Raw genomic sequence first — 18,760 nt, 5'->3', positions numbered from 1 at the left:
CTCCTACATCCAGCGTCCTGTGGTGACAGATAACGGTTTCACATTGAGGTCTTGGGTGGGGAACAAGGTTTCCATTAACTGAAACACATCTTCAATCACACCATCACTATTCATATAGTGGAACGAACCCGTCCTACCCACCAGATGGAGGTTATTCCATTGACTCAGGTAGGTTTTGACCCGTTTCAGTTTTTCCTGGTAGCCAATGTGATACACCGGATACGCATAGGGCACCCGCAAAATCCACCGCTGATCGACATCTTCTTTATTGAACCAACCAATTTGATCCATTTGCTCGACCACTCGATCTAGCAAGTCGTCATCCGACAGATTCCAGACATCATCCGTCCGGCTCGAAAAGATTTCAATCGCCAGTGAGGTGTAGTCATCACGGGGCACCATTTCCGCTGACCAGTTTTTAGGTTCATGGGTACGCCCAAAAACAAGATGTTTGAGAGGAAAATACGTCCAGCTGTCCTGGCTAATTTGCTTGCGTTTTAAGGAAACAAACAGGCAAATCATATCGCGATATTCTAAATCGCAGTCCTTTAGAGCAGCCCGACTCCCCAACTCTTCAGGCAGCGCATTGAATAAGCAGTTTAGCGGTACTGTTGAGATCACCTGATCCGCGTTTAAGGTTTGATAGGTACCCGCTTGATCTTGAACCGTTATCTCAAAGCCTTGCTCTTGAGGGACACAGCGATGCAGAGAAGTTTGTGTATGGATCACGCCACCCCGCAGAATAATTTCTTTCTCCAGCGCTTTGGGGATCATGCCAAAGCCAGCACGGGGATAGTAAAAGTGAGAAATTGCCGTCGCCAGGGTTTCTTTATCAGGGGCGATCGCCTGTTTGATCATTCTAAGAAAGCTAGGAATGCCAATTCGTTGGGCTGCCCAGCTTGCAGATAACTGATCGCAGGGAATTCCCCAAACTTTCTCGGTATAAGGTTGAAAAAAAACCTCATACAATTCCCGGCCGTAGCGTTTGATTACCCAATCTTCAAACGAAATATCTGGACGATGGCGATCGCGAATCCTGGCAGCTAAATAACTCCCCACCATCTGGATTGCCTTATGGGGCGAAAAAATCGATAGCGCTTTGGGCAGTTGGATCGGGTAATCAACAAACTGGTTGTTGAGATAAATGTGACTGGTGCGCGGCACCACCAACAGATCGGATTTCAGAAGATTCTTAAGCCACTGCACCACATTGGGATTATTGCTGTGAAAGCGATGTCCACCGATATCAAATCGAAACCCATCTTTTTCAAACGTCCGCGCCAGCCCACCAACGTCTGCGGCTTGTTCGATCACCGTAACGGCGTGCCCCCGGTGAACAAGCTCATAAGCTGTTACCAAACCAGCCAAACCACCCCCCAAAATCACAAAATGCTGCTGTCTTCCATTATCTGAAGTTGCTGGAACCATCTCATTACCCAAGTAATTGGTGATAACCATTACCGAAAAAACTCCCCAATCATTTAAGAGAAATCCTATAGAAGCAGCCCCATGATGTAGGACAAGGTGCAAGAAAAACCGATCTGGAGTGTAGCCTCCGCTTTTTTATCCAGGGTTTAGGACCAGTGACTCTTTGAGCCAGATAGCGATAAACCAGCTCATTCTATGACCGTTCCAGGACAGTATCCGCCTGGGTGAAGTATGGCGTGTAGAGTTCTTTTGCAGAAAAATCCTTGCACTCTTTATCTTTATCAATCTACATACAAAGCAATGAAAATTAATAATATGATACGAGCAAAGATTAATTTGTGCCACTCAGACACGGTTTAAAATTTCAAATGAAGTCTTTAAAGAGAGGGGATCACTAGCAGTTTGATGAAACGATGATGATTTCTTTCACCTGTGCAACAGAACCCAAACTCTTGTAGAACTTTTTTCTTTTTCAACTCTTCTTTTGAGAACTTCACTGATTCGTATGCCCCCTTTGGTAGCCCCTGTCGATTTCAACACGTCCCTAGTTAAAGTTCCCTTACAATCTACATTTGCATCAAAGTAATCGATCTAACAGGATTATTGTTGAAAATTCATCGGAATTTGATTTTCAGGTTTTCTCTAAAATCTGAATTTAAAACCTCAAAACTATTGCGGCACAATAATTTCACTGGTTATATCTAAATGTCTAACAAAAGAGAATTAAATGTCTTCCAGCAGTGATTCACAATTCAATTAATACTGAAGATCAATCGTCTCTGCTGGGTTCTACTGATCTTTTAATCTATCCAATCGAGCTAATTGCTTGAAGATTAACGCACTTTACGTAAAAAAAATCAGCCTATTGGCTGATTTTGTCATAATGAAGCTCCAAATCGAATTGAATCAATCCATTAGCATTTAAACTTTCTTTACCCATGAAAACGGTATACTTCCCTGGTTAGCTAGTTTTGCTTAACTTCATATAGTAGTCCCAGGACTGTCATGATTTTTTGTGGCGCGGGCGACGCCCACGCCACAAAAAATTACTCTGTAAATATCACGACCACTTCATGCAATCTTGGAAGCAAAGTGTACATGGTTTAGTTTGGATCCAAAATCTTCCGGGTAAACCCAGCCCAAATCCCCTGACGAGGGTCTAGTAATTGGATATCGGCGGCTGGCTCTGCGGTACAGGGTAACTGAGCTGCCCAGCACGCCATTTTCTCATTTTTTGGAACGAAAAAAGTGACATCATTGACCTGTTGTACGTCTACCTCCACGCGATCGAAAGCAGGCGGTAAGACAAAGCGGGTTTGATGAATCGCCAGAACAACCGTTGCCACACTTAAACTGAGACTGAGGAAAAAGATATCCCGCTGCGTAGATGAAGATGGGGTAAGCAAAGTGTTGAGCCAAGGCAAATCAAATCTACTCTGCTTCTGCAAAGACGAGCAAAGGGCAGTCGCAATCGCTAACGCAGGTAATAAAACAACGTATCCCATGCCAAACCGAAACAGAGGCGCATAAAGTAAGATAAAACCAATACCTATGACCGCGATAGCCACGAGCCAGAAAAGACCTTTTCCAGATGACATCAGTTTTTTTTGGTGCAAGTGTTCTGGATAAAGCCGGGATCGGGGGATTTTCATCAAGCGATGGGCATGTTTCCCCGTCCAGAACACATAGAACATTGAGAGGAAAGACAAAATAACGAGTAAGACAATGAGTTTACTGGAGCCAATGGAATTGAACCATTGTTGAAAAATCCACCAGACCGGATTGACATTTGTAGGTGGAGAACCGAACCAAACACCCCATCCTCTGGTTGCTTCTGCCATTGCATGAGCTTCATAGGCAGTTTTTGACCACGGTAGCTGTAAACACAAGGTTGGAGAAGGGTAGAGCGGACAGCCTGAAGTCAGGATGTTAGCCGCCAGTATGGGAGTTAACATGAGTGTGCCTAGCACCGTACCCATAGCAACACGCAGCCAGCGGATACCTCTGATGAATAGATAGAAACAGACGGAAACGGGAAGTAAGGGTAAGGCAATAAGCTTGATACTAACGGCTCCAGCCGAAAGCAATAAGGGAATGAGATCTGCGTTCAAGTTTTTGGTTAAACCAGAGGAAGACAAATCCGATGGATGGGGCGAAATGACCAACATCGTCCATGCCACAATGCCAATGAGAAAAATTATCACAATATCGGGCGAAGCAGACACTAGGACGGTAGACAACAGATGCGTGCCCAGTAGCACGGGCAGTGTCATCACAGAATAGATCAATAAAAACCAATCACTCAGTTGGGCTTGAGATCTGAAGCCTCGATGGACAACAATGCCAATTTGCCAGGTCATGAGCAGCACAACAAAACCGTTGGTGACGGCACTCACCTGCCCTTCGAGAGCGACTGGGTTCAAGGGTGCGGCGATCGCAAACCAGGACGAAATATAACCCAATTGACTGGATAACAGTGCTAAGCCTGGAACCAAGCCAACGTCGCGTATCCAATGGATTAAAGGATAGTGGTATAAGCCCGTATCAATCCAGGTAACTTGCTGAGTCATGAACGCGGCAATGCATAGAGCGATCGCCAGTCCTGCAATGCCCTGAGTCGGGGTTAGAGTGGTGATAACGCGAGTGATTTCAGTGCGCACAGCTTTTACGATCAGGCAAAGACAGGCTAATCCTAGAATCCAACTCCAGCCTACGATAGGGGTCAGTGGCAGAAAACAAGATAGGGTTAAGAAGGATAGGTTGAGGATGATTAATCCTAACCAAACAGCTGCAATCCAGCGATCGCCCATTCTTGAAAAACAATCAGCCTTCATCGCCCAGAGTAGCGTCGTTCCAATAAGACAGCAAGCACTTCCTAAAATGAACCAAACGACTAAAAAGTACAGCATGAATACGGGGGTTTGGTAACTAAGGATGATGGATTAAATAAGACCGGAAAGTAACTACTGAGGCTGAAGATTGAGAGAAATGAGACGTCTTAGGAATACCTGTTCTAGAGCATCCAGCCGATTATACCCCTGATTTTTGAGGGTGGAAAGATAGCTCTAAATACAACAAAAAACCCGATCACCATCTAGTGAGCGCAAGGACAATTAGGCAGCCAAATGCCCCAGACAATAGTTCTCGAACTTCTGCTGATCACAAAAGCTTTACTACGGTATTCCAGTTTCCCAATCGTTTCTGCTCGTGCTTTTAGTAAATTCTCTACTAATGCAATCATAGCCTCTTCACCCTGCCAGTAGGTGGCACGGCTCATCTCCCGAAGTTGCTCTGATTGCTCGCGTGCTCCCTTGACTTACATTAGGGTCTGTTTTAAAAGTTGTTTTTTCGTGCGCGAAGCGCACGAAAAAACAACCTTCTTAGCAAGTTTCAGTAACACGCCCTAGATTATTCAAGCTAAAACTCACCCACAGCAGTAGCTTTAACATATTTGGCTCATTTGAATGATTCATCCGCTATTCTCAATCAGCTTACCTGATTGGGAATTAATATAGTTTGCGATCGCTGCGAGCACGTTATTTCGCCACCAACATTTGATGTGCCAGTGGAAATGCGGAATATGAGTTAGAAGCGATCGCAAAGTTATGTTTGTTGCTCTGGGAATTTAAAGCCGAGATAGGTTCCAGCACTAATCCCCTGTAATGTTAATAAGGTTGTATCAAATTCAGGAAATGTAAGATTTTTCCAGACTTGAATCACAAAAATAATTCCAAGAACTAGAGTCCATATGAGTATTTGAAATCGATGAAAACTAATCCCATTGACATCACTCAAAATATCCATTAAAAAGTTTTGTGAGGCTGGTTGTTCAAGCTTACCTCTGAGTTTTCCGATATCAGAAGTCTTGATCTTCAGTTGTTTCTCTTTCTCGGTGATTTCCGCTTTAGAGCGAGTTAAATCCTGCTGCTCATTTAAACTCAGTGCTGTTCCAGATTTAATCTTTTGCTCAAGATCAGATATTGTTGAGGTAAAATCTGCCATCTCGGCATCGAGATTTTCTTGTTCCACCTGAAGATTTTGAAGCTGGCTTTCCATCTCAGCACGCTTGCCATCGTCTATAACAACAGCACTTATGGCAGTACTGGCACTGATACCTAACAAGACAAGAGCTTGACCTGTGATGATATCAGTGTAATCTCCTGTAATTAAGTAGATGAATGCAAAAGAAGAAATGATTAAAAAGAACCAGAAAGCCATTTGACATCTTCCGAGACTGTAAGGTCTTTTATCGCCTTGTTTAGGATTTGTCGGAACAGAATCTCGGACTATATTGGTAATACGTGCAAGGATCAGGAATAGAATTAAGCCCATACCCAAAACAACAAGATAAAGCATTGCTGATCCTCGACCAAATATGGTGAGATCCAGGATTGGTTGAGTAACACCATCTGCTAGCGAGAGCTCTAATTGATTTGGAAAACCAACACCCACTCTTGTGTGACGTACTTGATCCTGTGGGCTACCCAGTATAGCGTTCCATGCATCTTGAGATTCGTTAGTGCGGATGAGATGAAATTCTAATAAATTACGTCCAACTGGTTCACCATAAACTCCTTTGAGAGCGTGCCCATCCAAATACAATTCAAGCTTGAGACGCTCAGATTGATTGCTTTTTAATGCATCTGAAAGCCCCTCTACCTCAACTTGAATGCGATCGCCCAACCTGACCTGACCTTTTCCATTTGTTCCAGCGATTACTGCTCTAGTTTTTAGAGATACTTCTGGAGGTTGTGTAGAAAGAGACTCTGTAGCTGAGGATTCTGTAGGGGCTACAGGTGAGGAAATCGCTGAAGGTTCTGGAGAGGGTGAAATTGTAGGGGATGGAGTTTGGGCATTAACCGCTAAGTTAATAGAGAAGACAAAGCTTACTATTAACAAAAAAATAAATATCCATTGTTTCTTGATTCTACTCAGCATAAAATCTCAAATTAATCAATTAATAAATATCACATTGATAAGAGAAAAATCTTGCTTTACCATATCATAGTTTTTACGTCACTTTAAAGAGATTCATAAGCATAATTAGTTTTTGTATCATTATCTCGATTTAGCCAGCCCGCCTGTCTCTGTAATGCTGCGAAAAATTTATTGGATACATCTACAACAGCAACTGGAAAATCTTCATCTGATTCATTGAGTGAATCATAATCAAATGAAAATTCAGTAATAAGAGGGTATGAGCCGACACTTTCTGGCAAATACCAAAAACTAAATGCTAATTTGATAATGGGTTTTTGATTTGAAAACTTAATCTGCCCTGCTTTACGAAATACTTCATGGGCAACAAAATTTTTAACGATCGTTACTGGAGTATCACTCGAAAGTGGAAGCTCATTCAGCCCCGGAAAGAGTTGAATTACATCCCCTATTGTCTCTAATTTATAAAGATTTTCCGTTTCAGCAGAGCATGACTTAGAGAATTTGCTGATAAATGTAGGAGTGATATCTTCTTCAAACTTAGGTTTACCATCAGCAGTATCTACATTCTTAGAAGCAGATATATACCGATCGCCCGAACGGTACTTCAATGTTGTTTTATAAACTGATTGTTCCTCTTCTCTAACCCGTAAGACAAATTTATTTTGCTGAAGAGCTAATTCAGGAGTATCTACATACCAAGTTTTTCGTAATTCTTCATCATCTACATCATTTTGTTGTTTTTCAATGACACCTCCATATTCCTTGATTAAAAACTCAACTAGTTGTCTAAATGCTTGACATCCTATATCTCGATCTTGAAAGCGATCGCTATTGAGAATGAGCTTATATTCTCTAGATGTTACTGGAAGAAGCATAGATTTTTCCTAAATTAGGTTTTTAGTTCATCTTGAAGCTCAGGCATTATAAATATTGCCCATTAAAAGTACTGGATACGAGAACCAAATAGCCAATAATCATCGGAGAATGTGACAAGTCTAACTAACCATATTTGATTTTCAAGAAATTTGTATCAATAAGTATGATCACTCATGAATTTATTTAGCTTTCGGCGGCTTTTTCTCTTACTGTCTTACGCAAGAGTGGAGTCAAGGCAACTAGCTGGGCTGGAAAGCCAAAAGCCATTCTGGTAAATTTAAAAAACTGTAAAAGATCCCTGAAAGTGTCTACTTGCTCAATAATTTTATTATTTTGAACTCCAAATTTAGATTTGATCCAATAGTCAACACATCTCTGCTTATCGCCATAGAGGTAACTTACTCTATACTCTGCTTCGACCGTACCATCCTCAGCTTTAACAACTTTGAATTCAGGAACATTAACGGGATCTTTGCGCGGCGAATATAGGATACAAAACCAATGCCACATTGCTCTTACTTCTTTACCTTGAATTTTATCAAAAGCAAAATCAGAAAACATCACATTGCTATCTAAACAGTCATGCATACCATTAAAGTCATGGTTTTGATAACAAGTTAGAAATTTCTCGACTATTTCTTGATTTGGCACATCAATCTCCTATTCTATCTAGTAATCTGATTTTTAAAGAAAAATAGAAATAGCTCTATTCCTCTAAATTTATTAAGTAACAGAATTTCAAAAGTTTTCTTCCGAACTTGCATTGACAAATTAAATTGTTCGGCAATTTTAAGGATCCAGAATCGACAGCTTTTCCTTGAAAAAGGATCTAGAATCGACAGCTTCTCCTTGAAAACTGTCGATTCCGTAAGTAGTATATTAGAAACCATCAATCGGCGTCTTGAGCAATCGTTTAATAGTTTCAGAATCTTGCCAGTTTGGAAGTAACAATTGACCGTCTACATCAATTTTGTCAAGCGGATTATGCTTGTTCCAAAGACTTTGGAAAGCCTTAATTCCTAGAGAACGGAGATCTGTTCCACCTGTAATAAAATCGTAGTGGGGTAAATCTCTAGACCCAAAGTGTCTCCAACCTTGAGTTTGGAGAAAAGGCTTCCAAGTTAAAGGATCTTTGATATCTAATGCTAAGCCACTTTCGTGGTTGCTTGCACCGGGTCTTGCCACTGCTGTAATACCACAGGCACTAAGAACAAAATTCTTTTCCCGAAATAGCAAAAATTGCTGCGCAAAGGTTCGGTATGCTGAATTGATGTGAAGTGTTACCCCACGAGCAGTGATTGCCGCTTCAAGTTTTGTCCTAACGGTTGAACCACCGACAAAGGGAATAGCGCCAGAATTCAGGGATACATTAAGTCCACTAATATCAACAAGTTTGCCAGGTGCGATAATTTGTAACTCAGCTAAAAGCTGATCGTTCAACCCTTTGAGGATAACAGTACTGGGGCAACTTGAAAGATTAATATCCTTGAACAATGTTGACATCAGAGTAACTCCGAAAATGTAAATTTAACTGGAAAGTCTCTAACCTTCTCTTTGTTATCCAGCAGGAAAAAAAGCAACCAGGAAAGGGCTATCGGGGAAATCTGTTTGAGAGCGCTATGACCTATTCCAATGAATCCCGTTCGACAGTCAATAGACCTAAAGCAACTAAAACACTAACACCTGCAACTCCATCAGGCGCAAATCCTTGGCTATCTTGAAAATCTTTGACGGATTGTTCCACACCTAAACCAAAAAGACCATCGATTGGACCAGTATACAAATCCAGCTCTTGCAGTTTTTGCTGAAGCTTTTCTACATCTATCCCCTTTGAGCCTAAGTATAGATTTTCCATAAATGCCGGAGTTAATTGTTCACCAGTTACTTGGAACATAACTTTCACCTACTATCTAGACAGTGCATCAAACTTTTGTACTCAAAACCAAACTTTTTTTGTTTTCTTAGCCCAGTCTTCTCGTTGAGAAATACCAATATGTCCTCCGTTAATCTTTTTAGTGATTGCCTTAATATCATCGCTGTCAGCCAAAGTATTACACCCTTTTTCTTCCCATTCTGATGCTGCAATCTCTAGACACCATTTCGCACTGATAACTTCATCAGGTTGGGTAACAAAGTCTGGAGCAGAAGGATCAGTTTTCTGTAGTATCCTTGTTGCTTCTACATAGCTTTCTTTACCCGTCAGTTGTAAAAGACCTCGACCACGATATTTAAACCCGTCTCCTGGAGCTGTATTGCCCATCCTTCCTCCATAAACCTCATTCGCAAGTTTGACAGGATTACCAGCATAGTCGGCAGGATCTAATGGTCCTCTAGGCTTAAATCTCTTAGACCAAACTTGTGGCAAACGCTTAGCACTATAGTTGAGGTTTTCAAACTCAATTGTTAATGCACCGCACTCATGCATGACTTGTGCTATGAAATGTGCTACTCGAAGGGGTGTTTTTGATATTTCGTATCGATCAAGCGTAGCTTGCCCATTTTTGAAGGCATCGAGATAGTTATTTTTAGCTGTAGGAGCCAGTTTAAGAATTTGAGCAGTAGACACCAAAACTTTGTCCAAAGCACTCGCAATTGGAGGAGTAACCGGAGACCATCCATCCTCTTTTTTGTGACTTAAACCCGCTTGCCAAGTCTCAAGTGTTACAGTTCCAGTGATCGGTAGACCAAGATCTTGTTGAAATCTTCTAGTTGTTGCGACAGTTTCTTTATCCATCGCTCCAGTCACAATCAGTTGAGGTTTGTAACCACAGCCATTTAGGATGTTTTGCCATGCCGCTACAGAGCCAACTACAGATAGATTATCCTCTATTATTCCTGTATTCATATTTCACCTAATAACAATCATTTTGAATGAGTGAGACTTTCAACGAGTAAAGTTGTAGATGGAATAGAGTGTTAAATTACTTCATTGTTTTAATTACACAAATGAATTGATTTGCACTAGTTTGCTTAAGTAAGCCGCCAGGTGTTAAACGAATGAGCTTTTTGCCAACAGAATCACTCTCATTACCACCCACGGTGAGAAGATAGTTACCTTTACTGTCAGTTCCTGTCTCAACTACAATAGCCGAATGAGATTTGTAACTAGTGTTTGCCTTTGCAAAGGTAAAATCAAACGTGTTTCCTCCTCGGTTATTTTGAATAATATCTCCTACACGAGGAGCGTATGAATCAATTTCAAAGGCTCGAAAAACTCCAGTTTTGCTGTCAGCATTTTTGATGGCTGTGTGAACAAACGCTGAATGTGCTGGGTCAAACTTAAACTCGTTAGCTGTAGCTCCAGCAGTCTTAACACACCAAGAAACGAAAACCGCTGACCACGCTGTTCCTACACCAGGAAATAAAAAACCAAGATCAGTCCAATACTGTTTAATACGGCGGGATAACGCAGGATCGGTTTCATCCTCTAAATGGAAAGCGTTGAATTCTGATTCTGCGATAGCTGCTAGTTTCTTGGCATAATCTGACACTTGGCTTTTGGGCTCAATATCTGGAGTCTCCTTAGGCCATCCAGATTCTTTATCATGCTTTAAACCCGCTTTCCACGTATCTAGAGTGACATTTCCGGTCTCCAATAACCCGAGGTCTCTCTGAAACCTTTTAGTTGTTGCGGTGGTTTCTTCATCCATATATCCCGTAATTAGTAGTGGAGGTACATAACCACAACCGTTTAAGATATTTTGCCACGCTGCTACAGAACCAACCTTTTCTGGATCATTTTCAATTAATCCACTCATATTTCAATTCCTTTCTTTTCCTTAAGTAAGTATGACCTCTATCAATGGTAAAGCACTCTAAACTACTGATCGAAATACACCCTTTACTCTGCGTCACCTAATGTACGTTAGGCATTGTTCTAGGAAAGATATACACCACCCTAATTTCTCCACATTTACTTTGCCAGAAATAAGGATTCAGCATGACAGGATCAATCATTTCTTGGACTTCTCTTAGTAATGTTTTAACGGTTTTCTCATAGCTAAGATAGATGCCTTAAAACTGGCTGAGAGGGCGATCGCCCCCTTTTACTCTTACTCCCAACCCAAATGCCTGTACTCATCTGAGATGAGAGATAGAAGGTGTTCATCGAAGCGTTGGTAGATGGCGGTAGATGTGTTTTTTGGGTTGTGAATCCACCATAAGGGTATGTGATTTTACTGACACCTAATGAACGTTAGGAATTTTGATTAGGAGGTTAAGCATAAGGACTGTAAAGTTTTAAGAGAATTTAGCCGCTGAAATGGGCAGGTATCGATCGAGTCTCCTGACAATGCCCAACTGACGTGGTATGACTGATAATATTCCTCCTGTACAAAGTGATTGCCTGTGAAATCATCTTCTAGCCCCCCGGAAGTGCTGTTTCCTGATGCTGTTCAGTTCTGGGATTTGGATCAGTTGTGTACCGATTTAGCAAAGGTCAAACAGCACAGGATTTCGCCGACTGAAACGGTTTGTTTGCGAGGGTTGTTGTGTGGTATCGACCCCAACGATATTGCGGCGGCATTGTATCGTCAGCCTCAAGGTTTGCGTGTTGATTTGTCGCGTGGCTTGTATCGTTATATTGAAGGGTTGACGGAGAAGCCTGTCAAAAACTGGCGGGAAGTTTCGGTGGCGTTGGAGAAGGCGGGTTACAAACATCGGGTTGGTTTACAACCAGAGACCATTGCGCAAGGGTCAGATGACCCTCTAGCCATGACTTTACCTGCAAACCCAACGGTTTACCACAACTTGCCGATTCGAGATTTTGGTGCGTTAATCGGGCGCGATCGCGAACTTCATACCCTATTAGAATTGCTATCGTTTGACAATCCTACCCACTGCATTAGCATTGAGGGGATGGGTGGGATGGGTAAAACCACCTTGGCAATGGCGGCAGCTTATGAATGCTTGCATTCCGATTTTAATGCCATCATTTTCACGTCTGCCAAGCAACAAAGGCTGACTCCCCAGAAAATTTTGTCGCGGTTGCAACCGCAATTGAACTTACGTGATCTATTTCGAGCGATCGCACGAACGCTGAATTGCTCTGATATATTGTTACTTGAGTTTGATGAGCAGTTGACCCAAATTCAAGCAGGTCTAGCACGGCAAAAAACCTTACTAATTGTCGATAATTTAGAGACATTGGAGGACTATGATGCCGTCCTTGCCTTCTTATATGAGTTGCCGTCCGTTGTTAAAGTAGTAGTGACCAGTCGTCAGCAAACGCCCTTTACTACCTTGCAACTTGAGCCATTAACAGAACCAGAGAGCGTTCATCTGATTCAACAGCAAGCTCAAAGTAAAAACCTGACCCTGGTTGACGATGAAGCACACACATTAAGCGCCAAAACAGGTGGCATTCCAGCTGCTATTGTGTATGCGATTGGGCAACTTGCTGCTGGCTACCCATTAAGAGAAGTACCAGAACGATTGATGCGAATGGGTGGCAATTTTTGTCGCTTTTACTTCGACAGTTCAATGATGCAATTGCGAGGAAAATCGTCTCATCAATTACTGATGGCGTTAGCATTATTTCCTCAGCCGATCACCGCCACCGCGATCGCCCATGTTGCAGGTAGCGCTTCACTTGCCGAAACTATTGAAGGCTTGGCACATTTGCAACAACTTTCGTTGGTCAATCAGCAGCAAGAATGCTATACCATGCTGCTATTAACACGAGAGTATGCGATCGCTGAACTGATGGCACATCCTAAGTTTGAGCAGCAAGCTCGCGATCGATGGGTTAGCTGGTATCTGAACATTGTGAACCAGCATGGCGGCAAAGATTGGAAAGAATGGATAGACTATGCCTTACTCGACGAAGAATGGGACAATCTACAATCTGCAATCGAATGGTGTATTGATCAAGAACGGTACGAAGATGTTTGTCAATTTTGGCAGCAGATCAATTGCTATACTCACGCGCAGGGTTATCGGGGCAATCGTTTGAGCTATTGGGATACACGACTGGACTGGACAGATTGGCTGATTCAGGCAGCAGAGCAACGACAAGATTGGTTGACTGCTCTGAGGGTCATGTTTGACCAGGGGTGGACATTGACGTTGTTAGGGCATCCCAGACACTTAGAACAAGCCAATAAAGTCTATCAAAAAGCGTGGCAACTCCGTTTTCATCAAGCTCTACCCTTCCAGACTGAGTTAGCCATTCATATTGCCGTATTAAGAATTCAGCAACAACAGTTTGATCAAGCAACCGACTGGTTGCAGCAGGCATCAACCTTGCTCCATAGCGCCCTCTCAGACGCTGACTGGGTTCTGCGATCGCAGATTCATCTGCACTATTATCACGGCGAAATTTGCTACAAAACGAAGCAGTATGATCAGTCAAAAAGCCTGTTTCAGCAAGTGCTAGAACAGGCGCAACAGATTGAATGGCAACGAGCAATCTTTTTAGCCAAAGATTGGTTGGCAGATATTGCCATTCAGCAAGGCAATTTCTCAGAGGCGCAACAGTTGCTAGAAGAAGGCTTGCAGATTGCCGCAACCTATCGGGATGATTGTCGAGCAGCTTTCTGTCAGCGATCGCTGGCTCAGTTAGAACAATCATTGGGCAATCCAACCCTTGCCTATGAGTGGGCAAAAACAGCAAAACAAACCTTTGAGCGCTTAGGAATGCTGCCAGAAGCCAGGGAAACAGAGATGTTACTGCGATCGATTGAAGATCAGTGTTGAGAATTACGATACAACCGAAGATGATGTTTGTCAGCGCGGCGTTGCCGCGCTGACAAGCATAAATTCCCAGATTTTATTTAGTTTGTAACCCCTAGAGGTAAGATGCGGATCACCTCTGTCATGCTGATATCAACGCCAGGACGGTGATCCACCGCAGGGCGATCGCCCATCGCTTGACAATGTATGGCTGAGTCTAAACGACTGATTAGCAAGGGTTCGCAATCACAAAGCGATCGCTGATGAAGGATTAATTCAATCCCGAAGTGCTTATGAAATAAAACTTGAGTCAAGGCAAACGCTTGATACAAGTCTCGTTGATCGGCATCATCGCGTGTTCCCAGATAAGGAAAATGGTGGATGAAATAGCCGAATAGAGTCTGGCAATCTTCAGCATATTTGACGGTGTCAAGAATATGATAATGCCATACTTGATCAATCTCCCAACTTGGAGAGAGTTGCAGGTGAGGATAACGATGAATCAAATAAAGAAACGCTAAATAGTGAGCGATCGCTGTCGTCGTCTGCTCGCGGGTCCATTGCAGTCCCGAACGCGATTGCATCAGCTGATAGGCAATAGGACTTAAATCTAGCAATCGAACCTTTTGCAAAAAACCATGAAATTCTTCAGTAGAGGCTTTTTCTGGCATAACCACGGGAGCGTACTCCTTCAGGGAAACATCATTTAGAAAAACGCATCAACTCATTGGATGAATCAGTCGGATGAATTTCGCTAATGTAAGATACAACTGGACTCAATTGACCTTACTGATTTTGACTGGCTCACTTTCCAGGTCAGTTACAGTAATAGAAAACTGAGTCTTGACAATTTCCTCACCGGGGTGTACCTACGTGTCATCACTTAAAGCCTCCCATCAAGGATTAGAGCAGATCAGGCAAGCTCGTAAAGCAAAGAACTGGGCAATTGAAGATCCACGCTGGTTAACGGCTGCCAGTCAATGTCTCGACCCCCAGACAGATTGGACTTCTCCAGCGTTTACAGGAATTTTTGCTGCCGGAATTTCTCTTTCGACTTGGAAGCGATTTTTGCAGGGCAAACCGATCAACGCCAAAGTGTTTGACGTATTTTGTCAACTCCTGAACCTCAACGGGGAAACTGTCAGCGATCGCCCTATGACTCCGATGGTTGAACCCCTGGTGGAACATGTACCAGGCTCTGGAGATAGCCAACAAGGCGTTGTCTCTACGGTGGTTCATTGGGGTACAGCACCGGATATCCCTGCTTTTTTCGGACGACATCAAGAACTTGCGATTCTCGCCCAATGGCTACTTGATGATCAGTGTCGGCTGGTCGCCATTTTGGGAATGGGGGGTTCGGGAAAAACAGCTTTATCAGTGAAGTTAGTAGAGCTGGCATCTGATACAAGCAGGAGCAAAAAATCACGGGAATCCCAGGTTAATTCAAAAGTAGGAAGCGAGTATTGGGAAACTAGTGAACCCTCTACCCCGTTTCAGTGTATTGTTTGGCGATCGCTGCTGAATGCGCCACCCCTTACGACACTATTGATCGATTTGCTGCAAGCTTTATCGGCTGATACTGCCTCCACGGTTTCCTATCCGGTTTCACATACGGTCGATGAGTTGATGGCTCAATTGTTAGACGTCCTGCGATCGCAGCGTTGCTTACTGGTGTTTGACAATGTCGAAACAATTTTGCAAGCAGGTGGCGTCGTCGGGCAGTATCGAAACGGCTATGAAGGGTATGGGCAGTTGTTGAAGCTCGTGGGTGAAGTTCCTCATCAAAGTTGTTTGCTGCTCACCAGTCGTGAGAAGCCCAAAGAAGTGGCGCGATTAGAAGGAAAAAATCGTCCAGTGCGATCGCTAGACTTGCAGGGATTAATGGTAGACGATGGCAAACAAATTTTTGCTGAAATTGGCAGCTTTCAAGCCACTGAACTAGAATGGCAAACCCTGATTACAGGCTATCGGGGCAATCCCCTGGCACTCGAACTCACTGCCAAACATATTGATGAAGTGTTTCAGGGTAACATTACTTCGTTTTTTCAACAGGGCAACCATTTATTTCAGGATGTCCGAGAATTACTTGATTGGCATGTTAGCCGTTTGTCGGAACACGAACAAGAGATTGCCTATTGGTTGAGCATTCATCGAGAACCTGTGGCGATCGCCGATCTCAAAGCCGCTCTACTGTCACCGGCGATCCGGGATAATCTTCCCACCCTGTTACAAGCACTTCAGCGTCGATTTCCATTGGAACGGCATCACGATAAATTCAAACTTCATTCGGTGCTAATAGAATATTTGAATGACCAATTAATCGAGCAAAGCTATCAAGAGATTCAAACAAAAACATTTCATGTCTTGAAGAAATATGCCCTGCTACAAGCCACAGCCAGCGACCACATTCGCGACTCTCAACGGCATTTGATTGTGCAACCCATTATCGAACGATTGCGCTCTGCATTGGGTGGCTCCGTCTGTCTTGATGCATGTCTGAGTCAATGTTTGGAGACACTCAAATATCAATCGGCTATAGATACGGGATACACCGCAGGCAATCTGATTAACTTGCTGGCTCATGGGCAAGCATATGAGCACTATAATTTAAGCGATCGCGACTTTTCGCACCAGGTGATTCGACAGGCAGATCTATCCCAGAGCACCCTACACAGAACCAATTTGGCAGATAGCGAGGTATATCAATCAGTTTTTGCCGAAACGTTTTCTGGAGTGCTGTGTGTTGCCTTTCACCCAACCGAAAACCTACTGGCTGCCAGTGATACTACAGGTGAGATTTTAATCCGGCAGATCTCGACAGCAAAGCAAGTAAGCAGTTGGAAAGCTCATTCTTACTGGACTTGGGCGATCGCATTTAGTCCGAATGGTCAAGTCCTCGCCAGCGTCGGAGATGATTATTGGGTGAAGCTCTGGGATGTCACCCATCAAACCTGCTTGAAGCAGTTTAAAGGACATACCTATTCCGTCAATGCCGTGACGTTCAGCCCAGACGGACGCATACTGGCAAGCAGCAGTCAAGATAGCACGATTCGGCTTTGGGATGTCAGTCCCCCGGCGTTACAAAGCTCTCCAGAGATCGTGGATACGTGTCTTCATGTCCTGCACGGGCATACCCAACGAGTTTGGGCGATCGCCTTTAGCCCCGATGGTAAAACGCTTGCCAGTGCGTCTGAAGACTGTACCATCAAACGCTGGCACGTTGATTCAGGACACTGCTATGAAACATTGCATGGACATTCGGATTGGGTCAAATGTATTGCATTCAGCCACACCGGCGAATACATTGCCAGTGGCAGCATGGATCAGACGATTAAGCTGTGGGACAGCCAAACCGGACAACCTCTTGCTACCTTTGAAGGACATACCAGAGCAATCACGACTGTTGTGTTCAGTTCAGATGATCAAACGTTGATCAGTTGTAGCAATGATCGAACCATCAAGCTATGGAACCTGAGAGAAGTGGGGATTGAGAACTCCACACAATCCTGTCGCGATCGCATCCTACCCTGTCTTAAAACCCTACACGGTCATACAAATCGGGTGTGGTCAGTGGCATTGAGTCCCGATGATCACCATCTAGCGAGCGGGGGTGACGACCATGCCATCAAGCTTTGGGAGATAGAAACGGGGAACTGTACTCAGACCTGGAAGGGGTATACGAATACAGTGCTATCGCTAACACTCAATTCTCAGCAATCCCTTCTTGCCAGTGGGCATGAAGATGAAACCATTAAAGTATGGCATCTTGCCTCAAGGAAACTCGGGCAAGTGCTTCAAGGACACATTGATCGGGTTTGGTCGGTCGCTTTTATGCCACCTCTGATTAACACTTTGCTCAAAGGTTGTACATCGGAAAGCATTATTCTGGCAAGCGCCAGTGCCGATCGCACAATTAAGTTTTGGGATTGCACCACGGGTCAATGTCTGACCACATTGAAAGGTCATACAAGTTGGGTGTGGTCTATTGCCGCCGACTTCACATCAGAACATCAACGGTTTGCCAGTGCCAGCTACGACCAAACCATCAAACTTTGGGATATTAAGACAGGCAAGTGTTTGACAACGCTAACTGGGCATACGGCTCCGGTTGTGCAGGTTGCATTTGGTTCAGGTGGGCGTTGGTTAGCCAGTAGTAGTTTTGATAGGACAATCAAGCTCTGGGATATGACCACAGGGCACTGTATTCAAACCTTACACGGTCATACCAGTAGTGTTTGGCAAATTGCGTTTCGCCCTGTCAGTACAGACCTTTTGCAGCAGCAAAGCATGTTAGCCAGCGGCAGTTTCGATCATACGGTGAAGCTGTGGGATGTTACGACCGGACAGTGTTTGCAAACCCTGTATGGGCACGAAGATTCTGTCGTGGCGATCGCTTTTAGTCCCGACGGTCACTATCTATTCAGTGGTAGCTTTGATCAAACGATTAAGCAATGGGATGTAGAAACAGGACGCTGCATCCACACCTTCAACGGACATGAAGGAGTAGTGTCGGCAATTGTTTGTTCTACCGACTTATCAAACTCATCTGTGAACAAAGAACAGGTAGAAGCCAGCAGCCAATCTCCGGCAACCGTTCCGAGCAACTTGCTGGTTAGCGCTAGCTTTGATGAAACCATCAAGCTATGGGATCTTCCCACAGGGCAGTGTTTCCAGACGTTGAGAGCACCCCGACCGTATGAAGGAATGACCATTAGCCGCATCAAAGGTTTGACCGCTGCTCAAATTATCAACTTGAAACTTTTGGGAGCCATAGAAGACACACCATCTTTCCCTTAGAATCACCAATTAAATAAAACTCGGAAGTTTATGTTTGTCAGCACAG

12 protein-coding genes are annotated in these 18,760 nt (G+C 43.6%); 2 read left to right on the top strand and 10 right to left on the bottom strand.

The genetic code is table 11. From position 1 onward, the window contains the following. Positions 1–3 precede the first annotated feature (3 nt). The 9 genes from ACR6Z4_RS06345 to ACR6Z4_RS06305 all read right to left on the bottom strand — a co-directional run bounded on the left by ACR6Z4_RS06345 (position 4) and on the right by ACR6Z4_RS06305 (position 11,003). Positions 4–1,428 carry an FAD-dependent oxidoreductase gene (locus ACR6Z4_RS06345; protein WP_479716390.1) on the bottom strand — a complete coding sequence of 475 codons (1,425 nt, stop codon included), beginning with the start codon at positions 1,426–1,428 and terminating at the stop codon, positions 4–6. A gap of 1,103 nt (positions 1,429–2,531) precedes the next feature. Then, positions 2,532–4,337, bottom strand: a complete 1,806-nt coding sequence (locus tag ACR6Z4_RS06340; protein WP_479716389.1) for an LIC_10190 family membrane protein — start codon at positions 4,335–4,337, stop codon at positions 2,532–2,534. 694 nt (positions 4,338–5,031) lie between these two features. Beyond that, positions 5,032–6,366 carry a hypothetical protein gene (locus ACR6Z4_RS06335; protein WP_479716388.1) on the bottom strand — a complete coding sequence of 445 codons (1,335 nt, stop codon included), beginning with the start codon at positions 6,364–6,366 and terminating at the stop codon, positions 5,032–5,034. 83 nt (positions 6,367–6,449) lie between these two features. Further along, entirely contained in the window at positions 6,450–7,244 is a 795-nt protein-coding gene (locus ACR6Z4_RS06330) for a hypothetical protein (RefSeq protein ID WP_479716387.1), read from the bottom strand. Positions 7,245–7,428: 184 nt separating this feature from the next. Beyond that, complete coding sequence (locus ACR6Z4_RS06325) at positions 7,429–7,896, bottom strand: nuclear transport factor 2 family protein (protein ID WP_479716386.1); 468 nt, start codon at positions 7,894–7,896, stop codon at positions 7,429–7,431. A 228-nt stretch (positions 7,897–8,124) separates the two neighbouring features. Then, the gene (locus ACR6Z4_RS06320; RefSeq protein WP_479716385.1) at positions 8,125–8,748 is read right to left on the bottom strand and encodes a M15 family metallopeptidase; all 624 of its coding nucleotides are present in this window, start codon (positions 8,746–8,748) and stop codon (positions 8,125–8,127) included. Between the two features lie 121 nt (positions 8,749–8,869). After that, on the bottom strand, positions 8,870–9,139 hold the full coding sequence (locus tag ACR6Z4_RS06315) for a peptidoglycan-binding domain-containing protein (RefSeq protein ID WP_479716384.1): 270 nt from the start codon (positions 9,137–9,139) through the stop codon (positions 8,870–8,872). Positions 9,140–9,181: 42 nt separating this feature from the next. After that, the gene (locus ACR6Z4_RS06310) at positions 9,182–10,090 is read right to left on the bottom strand and encodes a peptidoglycan-binding protein (RefSeq protein ID WP_479716383.1); all 909 of its coding nucleotides are present in this window, start codon (positions 10,088–10,090) and stop codon (positions 9,182–9,184) included. Between the two features lie 76 nt (positions 10,091–10,166). Next, the gene (locus ACR6Z4_RS06305) at positions 10,167–11,003 is read right to left on the bottom strand and encodes a DUF2272 domain-containing protein (RefSeq protein ID WP_479716382.1); all 837 of its coding nucleotides are present in this window, start codon (positions 11,001–11,003) and stop codon (positions 10,167–10,169) included. Positions 11,004–11,592: 589 nt separating this feature from the next. Between ACR6Z4_RS06305 and ACR6Z4_RS06300 the strand changes: the two genes are divergently transcribed. Then, positions 11,593–13,941 (top strand): NB-ARC domain-containing protein, encoded by a 2,349-nt coding sequence (locus ACR6Z4_RS06300; RefSeq protein ID WP_479716381.1) that lies wholly within the window; start codon positions 11,593–11,595, stop codon positions 13,939–13,941. Between the two features lie 77 nt (positions 13,942–14,018). Here ACR6Z4_RS06300 and ACR6Z4_RS06295 read toward each other — a convergent pair whose 3' ends face one another. Next, positions 14,019–14,588: a glycine-rich domain-containing protein gene (locus ACR6Z4_RS06295; RefSeq protein WP_479716445.1), complete on the bottom strand. Its 570-nt coding sequence runs from the start codon at positions 14,586–14,588 to the stop codon at positions 14,019–14,021. A gap of 202 nt (positions 14,589–14,790) precedes the next feature. On the opposite strand from ACR6Z4_RS06295, the gene ACR6Z4_RS06290 reads away from it, so the two are divergent. Next, complete coding sequence (locus ACR6Z4_RS06290; protein WP_479716380.1) at positions 14,791–18,714, top strand: WD40 domain-containing protein; 3,924 nt, start codon at positions 14,791–14,793, stop codon at positions 18,712–18,714. The last annotated feature ends 46 nt before the right edge of the window (positions 18,715–18,760 follow it).

It is taken from the genome of Calyptranema fuscum S582 (genome assembly GCF_055793305.1).
Note: the sequence above shows the minus strand (reverse complement) of the source record. Positions and strands in the feature narration are given on the sequence as shown.

Coding starts and splice junctions, on each gene's coding strand:
- ACR6Z4_RS06345 (WP_479716390.1), bottom strand. CDS start 1,428: ATGGTTCCAGCAACTTCAGATAATGGAAGACAGCAGCATTTTGTGATT.
- ACR6Z4_RS06340 (WP_479716389.1), bottom strand. CDS start 4,337: ATGCTGTACTTTTTAGTCGTTTGGTTCATTTTAGGAAGTGCTTGCTGT.
- ACR6Z4_RS06335 (WP_479716388.1), bottom strand. CDS start 6,366: ATGCTGAGTAGAATCAAGAAACAATGGATATTTATTTTTTTGTTAATA.
- ACR6Z4_RS06330 (WP_479716387.1), bottom strand. CDS start 7,244: ATGCTTCTTCCAGTAACATCTAGAGAATATAAGCTCATTCTCAATAGC.
- ACR6Z4_RS06320 (WP_479716385.1), bottom strand. CDS start 8,748: ATGTCAACATTGTTCAAGGATATTAATCTTTCAAGTTGCCCCAGTACT.
- ACR6Z4_RS06315 (WP_479716384.1), bottom strand. CDS start 9,139: ATGTTCCAAGTAACTGGTGAACAATTAACTCCGGCATTTATGGAAAAT.
- ACR6Z4_RS06310 (WP_479716383.1), bottom strand. CDS start 10,090: ATGAATACAGGAATAATAGAGGATAATCTATCTGTAGTTGGCTCTGTA.
- ACR6Z4_RS06305 (WP_479716382.1), bottom strand. CDS start 11,003: ATGAGTGGATTAATTGAAAATGATCCAGAAAAGGTTGGTTCTGTAGCA.
- ACR6Z4_RS06295 (WP_479716445.1), bottom strand. CDS start 14,588: ATGCCAGAAAAAGCCTCTACTGAAGAATTTCATGGTTTTTTGCAAAAG.